Genomic DNA, 7,832 nt, shown 5'->3' with positions numbered 1-7,832 from the left:
GTGCTGGTGATGATCGCCAGCGGCTGGCGCATCTACAACGCTTCGCCGCTCTACGACTTCAGCTTCCCGCGCGACTACACGCTGGGCGGCTGGCTGGGCGGCGCCCTGCAATGGCATTTCGCCGGCATGTGGCTGCTGGGCCTGAACGGTCTTTCATACCTGGCGCTGAACCTGGCCAGCGGCCGGCTGCGCCGCAAATTCTTCCCCCTGAGCCCGCGCGGCGTGCTCGCCGACCTGGGCTCGGCCCTGCGCGGCCGTCTCTCGCACGCCGATCCGCGCCGCTACAACCAGGTGCAGCGGCTGGCGTATCTGTTCGTGATGCTGGATATCGCGGTGCTGGTGCTGTCCGGGCTGGTGCTGTGGAAGTCGGTGCAGTTCAGCGTGCTGCGCGAACTGCTGGGCGGCTACGAGATGGCGCGCCATATCCATTTCTATGCGATGGTGCTGCTGGTCGCCTTCGTCGTCGTCCACCTGGCGATGGTGGCGCTGGTGCCGCGCAGCCTGCTCGCCATGATCCGCGGAAAGTAAGGAGTCCCACGTGAAGCCCCGCAAACCCCTGTCCCTGCCCGGCATCGACGGCCCGGCCGTGTTGCGCGAAGCCTCGCGCCTGGTGGAGCGTCGCCTGGACGCGCCCGCCCGCCGCGCCTTCCTGAGTCGCGGACTGACGCTGGGCGGCCTGGCCATGCTGTCCGGCTGCTCGCTGTCGGACAACGAAAGCGCGGAAAAGGCGCTGGGCGTCGTCTCGCGCTGGAACGACCGCGTGCAGGCCTGGCTGTTCGACCCCAACAAGCTCGCGCCCACCTATCCGGAATCGATGATCACGCGGCCGTTTCCGTTCAATGCCTATTACGGCATCGACGAGGTCCGGCACGTGGACGAGGAATCGTTCCGCCTGGAAGTCAGCGGCCTGGTCGCGGACAGGCGCCAGTGGCGGCTGGACGAGCTGCGGCAGATGGCGCAGATCGACCAGGTGACGCGCCACATCTGCGTCGAGGGCTGGAGCGCCATCGGCAAATGGGGCGGCGTGCCGTTCTCGGCCTTTCTCAAGCGCGTCGGCGCCGACCTGAGCGCGCGCTACGTGGGCTTCAAGTGCGCCGACGACTACTACACCAGCATCGACATGCCCACCGCTTTGCATGCGCAGACCATTCTGGCGCTGAACTACGACGGCAAGACCCTGCCGCCGGAATACGGCTTCCCGATGAAGCTGCGCATGCCCACCAAGCTTGGATACAAGAACCCCAAGCATATCCAGGCGATCTTCGTCACCAACACCTACCCGGGCGGCTACTGGGAGGACCAGGGCTACAACTGGTTCGGCGGCAGCTAGGTGGATCTCGCTCTTTTTCTCCCGCACTCATCACCATTGAAGGAAATCATCATGAAGACTCTCACCACCGCCGCGTTTTCCCTGTGCCTGGCCTTCGGCGCGGTCGCCGCGCACGCCGCCGATGACATGAGCAAGGACGGCATGCAGAAAAGCGGCATGTCCAAGGACGCCATGGGCAAGGACGCCATGAAGAAGGACGGCATGGCCAACGATGCGATGTCCAAGGACGGCATGAGCAAGGACGGCATGTCGAAGGATGGCATGTCCAAGGGCGGCATGGCCAAGGACGGAATGTCGAAGGACGGGATGTCGAAGGATGGCATGTCGAAAGGCGGCATGTCCAAGGACGGCATGAGCAAGGATGGCATGTCCAAGTAAGCCAGCCGGCGCGTGCGACGCGCGCCATCACCGACATGGAGCGGGACCGGCCCGGACGCGCCACGACCAGGCGCCGGCCGGTCCCGCGATACAAGCAAGGAGCAAGCCATGACACTGGGACGCAGACGCTTCCTGGGCACGGGCGCGGCGGCGGCGCTGACCGCCGCGCTGGCCCCCGCATTGGGCAGCCGCGCCGCGCAGCCGGCCGCCGCATCGTTTCCCTATGCGCTCAGCGACGCGCAATGGCGCGAACGGCTCAGCCGCGAGGAGTATGAGGTGCTGCGGCGCGAGGCCACCGAACGGCCCTATTCCAGTCCGCTGAACAACGAGCACCGCAAGGGCCTGTACACCTGCGCCGGCTGCGCCCACAAGCTGTTCTCGTCGGACCGCAAGTTCGACAGCGGCACCGGCTGGCCCAGCTTCTGGCAGCCCCTGCCGGACGCCGTGGGCGAAATCGAGGACCGCACCTTCGGCATGGTCCGCACGGCGGTGTATTGCGCCAACTGCGGCGGCCACCTGGGACACGTGTTCGACGACGGCCCGCGCCCCACCGGGCTGCGCTACTGCATGAACGGCGTCGCGCTGCGCTTCACGGCGCAGACCTGAAACACGCGCGCCGCCCCGCTACCCAACCATAGGATCCATCGCCATGCCTGCCTCATTCCTGTCGCGCAAACTTCCCGGCCTGCTGACGGCCGCCTGCGCCCTCGCCGCCACGCTGCCCGGCATTGCCGCCGCGGCCGAGGCCGCCGTCCTGATCCCGCCTCCGGCGCAAGACGCGCCCGCCAGCGCCGCGCAAGAAAAGGCCGTGCTGGCCGGCGGCTGCTTCTGGGGCGTACAGGCCGTGTTCCAGCACGTCAAGGGCGTCAGCTCGGCCGTCTCGGGCTACGCGGGCGGACAGGCGTCCACCGCCAACTACGACACGGTGAGCGGCGGCCGCAGCGGCCACGCCGAAGCCGTGGAGATCACCTACGACCCGGCCCAGGTCAGCTACGGCCAGCTGCTGCAGATCTATTTCTCGGTGGCGCACGACCCGACCCAGCTCAACCGCCAGGGTCCGGACACCGGCACCCAGTACCGTTCCGCCGTGTTTCCCGCCAGCGACGGCCAGCGCCAGGTGGCCGAGGCCTATATCGCGCAGTTGAACCGCGCGGGCGTCTACGGCAAGCCGATGGCCACCACGATCGAGCCGCTCAAGGCCTTCTATCGCGCCGAGGACTACCACCAGGATTATCTGGTGCGCCATCCGTACAGCATGTACATCATGGTCAACGACGTGCCGAAGGTGGAGAACCTGGCCAAGGTCTTCCCGGCGCGCTACCAGGACAAGCCCGCCCTGGTGTATCCGTGACGGGCGCGGCTCCGGCCGGCGCGCGCCGGATGCCGGCCCCTTGAACGGATAGGCGTCCCGGGCGGCCGCGCGGCGTCTCAGCGGCGCGCGCGCAACTGGCCCGGCGACACGCCGTAGCGGCGCCGGAACGCGGTGGCGAAATTGGCGGCGCTGCCGTAGCCGGCCAGCCACGCGGCGTCGGCCACGCTGGCGCCGTCACGTTCCAGCGCCAGTCGCGCGCGGTCCAGCCGGCCGTCGCGCTGGTACTGGGCCACGGTGGTGCCCCACATGGCGCGAAAGTGCCGTTGCAGGGTATTGACACTGACACAGGCGCGGGCAGCGATATCGCTCAGCGACCAGCCATCGGCCTGCCCGCCATCGAGCAGCGCGCGCACCTCTGCCATGCGCCGGCGGTCGCGCTGGCTGAGCGCGACCGCATCGCCCCCCTGGCCGCCTTCCACCTGACCCAGCGCCTCCACCACGATGTCCAGCGCGCGGGACGCCTGATACAGGCGCCATAGCGCCGGCGACATGGGCGGCGGGCGCAGCATCTCGGCGGCCAGCGCCAGCGCCCGGGCCGACGCCTGCCAGGTGTGCAGCGCCAGGTGGCGCCGGATGAACCCGCCCACTCCCGGACCATCGCCGACGCGCAGATGCCGTTCCAGCCATGGCGGCTCCAGGTGCAGCGCGATGGTGCGCTCGGTGTCGCCACGGCTCGATTCCCGCAGCACCACGTCCGGGCTTGCCGCCGACAGCAACAGGCCGCGCACCGCGCCCTCTCCGTCCGGCCCCAGCCGCAGCCGCTGGCCGCCGGCCTCCACGCTGACCTGCCCGCCCACCACCAGCGCCACATGCAGCCCGGGCCGCAGCGGCATGCGCACGCTGGCCCCATGCAGATCGCGCGCGTCGACGCGGCGCAGCCACATGCCCGCCGACAGCGCCGACACCTCGCACAAGCCGTCCAGCAGCGGCGCGCTGGCGGCATGGGGCGAGGCGACGCCCTGGTAGTGGCGCACCTCGTGAATGGACGCCGCCCGGCTCGCCGGCGCCGGCCGCGCCTCGGGATGGGGCGTATTGGGGATATCGCAAACGCTTGTGGTGCCGCCGCAAAGGCGGCTCGGCCTGCGCACTGACATAATCCTGGTCGCTGTTAATAACAATCGTTCTCATTAAATCATGAGTGGTAACGCTTGGGCAGGCCGCGGGCCGGTCCGTTGCGCAAACGCCACTCGACCCCGGGCGAACCAGCCCCGCAGCAATCGGAGAAGAAAGTGTCCCTATCGAGCCCACCCCTGAACTACGCGGCGGCGGCCCTGCTCTGCGCCCTGTACGCGGGCGCCGCCGGCGCCCAGCAAGCCACGCAGGTGCAGGATCCCTCGCAAATCCAGCAGATGTCCGCCGTGCAGGTGCTCGGCACCGCCGAGGAAGAAGTCAAGGAGGCGCTGGGCGTGTCCGTCATCACGGCCGAGGAAATCGCGCGCCGTCCGCCGGTCAACGACCTGTCGGACATCATCCGCCGCGAACCCGGCGTGAACCTGACCGGCAACAGCGCCAGCGGCTCGCGCGGCAACAACCGCCAGATCGACATCCGCGGCATGGGCCCGGAGAACACGCTGATCCTGATCGACGGCAAGCCGGCCTCGTCGCGCAACTCTGTGCGCTACGGCTGGGACGGCGACCGCGACACGCGCGGCGACAGCAACTGGGTGCCGGCCGAGGAAGTGGAACGCATCGAAGTGCTGCGCGGCCCCGCCGCCGCGCGCTACGGCTCGGGCGCGATGGGCGGCGTGGTCAACATCATCACCAAGCGCCCTTCCGACAAGTTCAGCGGCTCGGTCACCTACTACCTGAACCAGCCCGAGAACAGCGACGAAGGCAATACCAACCGCGTCGGCCTGCGCCTGAGCGGCCCGATCAGCGACACGCTCAGCTTCCGCCTGTACGGCAACTACAACAAGACCAACGCCGACGCCCGCAACATCAACGCCGGCAATTCCGCGATGAACGCCGACGGCAAGGCCGAGTCGGCCGGCCGCGAGGGCGTGATCAACCAGGACCTGAACACGGTCTTCTCCTGGCGTCCGAACGCCAGCAACACGCTGGATTTCGAGGCGGCCTTCAGCCGCCAGGGCAATCTGTACGCCGGCGACACCATGCTGAACTCCACCTCGGAATTCAGCGACACGCTGTACGGCAAGGAAACCAACGCGCTGTACCGCGAGACGCTGGGCCTGACCCATCGCGGCAAGTGGGACTGGGGCACCTCGCGCACCTCGGTGTCCTATGACTACACCCGCAACGCGCGCCAGCGCGAAGGCCTGGCTGGCGCCACCGAGGGCGGCCCGCTGGACCAGGGCTGGCAGACCTCGCGGCTGAAGAACCTGCGCGCGGCGGGCGAAGTCAACCTGCCCTTCCACCTGGGCTTCGAGCAGGTCGCCACGGTGGGCGTGGAATGGCTGCGCGAATCGCTGGAAGACCCGGGCAGCCTGCGCCAGACCTATAGCGGCGGCGTGATCAATGGCGTGGCCACCGGCAACCGCGATCCCAAGACCACGCAGAACAGCTACGCGCTGTTCGTCGAGGACAACATCGAGGCCGGCGAACGGACCACGCTGACGCCGGGCGTGCGCCTGGACCACAACAGCAAGTTCGGCAGCAACTGGAGCCCCAGCCTGAACGCGGCCTACAAGGTCACGGACGCCTTCAAGATCAAGGGCGGCATCGCCCGCGCCTACAAGGCGCCGAACCTGTACCAGTCCAACCCCAACTACCTGATGTACAGCCGCGGCTACGGCTGCCTGTCCTCGGAAGTGAACCGCAACGGCTGCTACCTGGTCGGCGACGAGAACCTGTCGCCCGAGACCAGCGTGAACAAGGAAATCGGCTTCGAGTACGACCCGGGCACCTGGCGCGTCAGCGCGGCCTACTTCCGCAACGACTACAAGAACAAGATCGTGGCCGGCACCGACTATGTCTACCGGCTGTCCAACGGCGCGCGCGTGCTGAAGTGGACCAATTCCGGCAAGGCCGTGGTCGAGGGCGTGGAAGGCAATCTGTTCATCCCGCTGGCATCGAACCTGGACTGGAACACCAACTTCACCTACATGATCCAGAGCAAGCGCAAGGACAACGGCGAGCCGCTGTCGATCATCCCGAAGTACACGGTCAATTCGACGCTGGACTGGTTCGCCACCGAGCAGCTGTCGTTCCAGGCCAACGTGGCCTACTACGGCAAGCAGACCGCGCCGACGATGAACCTGCGTCGCGGCGAAACCGTGACGGGCCGCGGCCTGGAAAGCCGCAGCCCCTACGCGCTGGTTGGTTTGAGCGCCGGCTACGAGGTGAACAAGCACCTGCGTTTCCGCGTGGGCGTGAGCAACCTGCTGGACAAGAAGCTCTACCGCGAGGGCAACTCGGGTGAAGCGGGCGCGGCCACCTACAACGAACCGGGCCGCGCGTACTACGCCACGGTCACGGCCTCGTTCTAGGCCGCGACGGCGGCGGCCCGGCGCTCAATGCCCGGTGCCGTCGCCCCGGCGGCTGGCCTCGAACAGGAACCAGGTGCGCTTCTCGGTTTCGTCGATCCAGTTCTCGATCAGGCTGGAACTGGCGATGTCGCGGTGCTCGTCGGTGACGTTGTGCGCCTCGCGCAGCGAGGCCGCCAGCAGCTTGTTGTCCTCGCGCAGCTCGGCCAGCATGTCCAGCGGCTGCACGTAGTCGGCATCGTTGTCCTGGATGCGCTGGGTGCGGCCGATATGGCCGATGGAGCGCAGCGTGGTGCCGCCGATCTTGCGGATGCGCTCGGCCAGCGGGTCCGTCATGGCGAACAGCTCGTCGCCCTGCTCGTCCAGCAGCAGGTGATAGTCGCGAAAGTGCGGACCGCTGACGTGCCAGTGGAAATTCTTGGTCTTCAGGTATAGCGCGAACACGTCGGCGAGGATCTGGTTCAGCGCGGCGGAGATGTCGCGCGTGGCGGCGGACGACAGATCGGTGGGCGTGGCCAGCGGACGCTTGCGGCGTTCCTTGGCGGCCTTGGCGGTCTTCTCATTCAGTTGCTTGGCCATGGGTTTCTGCTCCTTCGAATGATTAGAGAAAAATGCCCGCGGCGCGTCTCGTGAACGCGCCGTTGCCTATTCAGGGTATCGCCATGCGCGCGCTTTGCCAAATCGCCGCGCCAGCCTCGCGGCAGGCCGAACGGCGCGTGGACCGCGTCACGCGGCGCGCAGCGCGAAGACCTTGCCGTCCCCCGCGAACAGGGCCAGGCAGGCCTGTATGCGTTCATCGATCGAGCTTTCCGGCAACGGCGGCGTCAGCCCCAGCGCCATGGCGCGCAGCGGTTCGGCGATCACCATCGACAGCAGCAGGCCGGCCACCGCGCGCGGCTCGCTCGCCTGGATGAGCCCGCGCCTGGCCAGGCGCTGGAACCAGGCGCCCAGCATGGCCGTGCCGCGTTCGATGCCGTTCTCCTGGTAGGCCCGCAGCAGCGCGTCGCGGCCCGGAAAGTCAGCCGTCAGCAGACGGAACATGCCGACCGCATCGGCCGACAGCACGCGCTCGGCGATAGCCTGCAGCACGCGCGCCAGCGCCGGCATCACTTCGTCGACGGTGGCCACGTCCTGCGCCATCACCGGCGCGAAGCCGTCGGTCCAGCCGCGCACGACCTGGGCCACCAGGTCCTCGCGGTCGCTGGCATGGCGGTACACGGTCTTCTTGGCCATGCCGGCGCGCCGCGCCACCGCTTCCAGCGTGGTCGCCGCATAGCCCTCGTTCAACAGCAGCCACGTGGTCGCCGCC

9 protein-coding genes are annotated in these 7,832 nt (G+C 68.2%); 6 read left to right on the top strand and 3 right to left on the bottom strand.

The features are described 5' to 3' along the window. The 5 genes from KDH83_RS28155 to msrA form a co-directional block, all read left to right on the top strand. Window positions 1–528 (top strand): cytochrome b/b6 domain-containing protein (locus KDH83_RS28155; protein WP_212321827.1); only part of this gene is annotated, 528 nt, incomplete at its 5' end. Window positions 529–538: 10 nt separating this feature from the next. Continuing rightward, window positions 539–1,330, top strand: a complete 792-nt coding sequence (locus KDH83_RS28150; RefSeq protein WP_212321825.1) for a molybdopterin-dependent oxidoreductase — start codon at window positions 539–541, stop codon at window positions 1,328–1,330. A gap of 51 nt (window positions 1,331–1,381) precedes the next feature. Then, entirely contained in the window at window positions 1,382–1,708 is a 327-nt protein-coding gene (locus tag KDH83_RS28145) for a pentapeptide MXKDX repeat protein (protein ID WP_212321823.1), read from the top strand. Between the two features lie 108 nt (window positions 1,709–1,816). Beyond that, the gene (gene msrB, locus KDH83_RS28140) at window positions 1,817–2,314 is read left to right on the top strand and encodes a peptide-methionine (R)-S-oxide reductase MsrB (RefSeq protein ID WP_212321821.1); all 498 of its coding nucleotides are present in this window, start codon (window positions 1,817–1,819) and stop codon (window positions 2,312–2,314) included. Between the two features lie 43 nt (window positions 2,315–2,357). Then, on the top strand, window positions 2,358–3,059 hold the full coding sequence (msrA, locus tag KDH83_RS28135) for a peptide-methionine (S)-S-oxide reductase MsrA (RefSeq protein WP_212321819.1): 702 nt from the start codon (window positions 2,358–2,360) through the stop codon (window positions 3,057–3,059). A gap of 77 nt (window positions 3,060–3,136) precedes the next feature. Here the strand turns inward: msrA and KDH83_RS28130 are convergent, their stop codons facing one another. After that, the gene (locus tag KDH83_RS28130; protein ID WP_349291683.1) at window positions 3,137–4,168 is read right to left on the bottom strand and encodes an AraC family transcriptional regulator; all 1,032 of its coding nucleotides are present in this window, start codon (window positions 4,166–4,168) and stop codon (window positions 3,137–3,139) included. Between the two features lie 141 nt (window positions 4,169–4,309). On the opposite strand from KDH83_RS28130, the gene KDH83_RS28125 reads away from it, so the two are divergent. Next, entirely contained in the window at window positions 4,310–6,526 is a 2,217-nt protein-coding gene (locus KDH83_RS28125) for a FepA family TonB-dependent siderophore receptor (RefSeq protein WP_212321811.1), read from the top strand. A 24-nt stretch (window positions 6,527–6,550) separates the two neighbouring features. Here KDH83_RS28125 and KDH83_RS28120 read toward each other — a convergent pair whose 3' ends face one another. Then, window positions 6,551–7,102 carry a DNA starvation/stationary phase protection protein gene (locus KDH83_RS28120; RefSeq protein ID WP_212321808.1) on the bottom strand — a complete coding sequence of 184 codons (552 nt, stop codon included), beginning with the start codon at window positions 7,100–7,102 and terminating at the stop codon, window positions 6,551–6,553. 147 nt (window positions 7,103–7,249) lie between these two features. Next, window positions 7,250–7,832: TetR/AcrR family transcriptional regulator (locus KDH83_RS28115; RefSeq protein WP_212321806.1), on the bottom strand; the 583-nt coding region annotated here is incomplete at its 5' end.

This window comes from Achromobacter sp. Marseille-Q0513 (assembly GCF_018195695.1).
Classification (GTDB): domain Bacteria; phylum Pseudomonadota; class Gammaproteobacteria; order Burkholderiales; family Burkholderiaceae_B; genus Achromobacter.
The sequence above is the reverse complement of the archived record's forward strand: the minus strand, read 5'-3'. Positions and strand labels throughout refer to the sequence as shown.

Excerpts from the sequence above, each read along its gene's own strand:
- msrA (WP_212321819.1), top strand. The coding sequence starts at position 2,358 with ATGCCTGCCTCATTCCTGTCGCGCAAACTTCCCGGCCTGCTGACGGCC.
- KDH83_RS28145 (WP_212321823.1), top strand. The coding sequence starts at position 1,382 with ATGAAGACTCTCACCACCGCCGCGTTTTCCCTGTGCCTGGCCTTCGGC.
- msrB (WP_212321821.1), top strand. The coding sequence starts at position 1,817 with ATGACACTGGGACGCAGACGCTTCCTGGGCACGGGCGCGGCGGCGGCG.
- KDH83_RS28120 (WP_212321808.1), bottom strand. The coding sequence starts at position 7,102 with ATGGCCAAGCAACTGAATGAGAAGACCGCCAAGGCCGCCAAGGAACGC.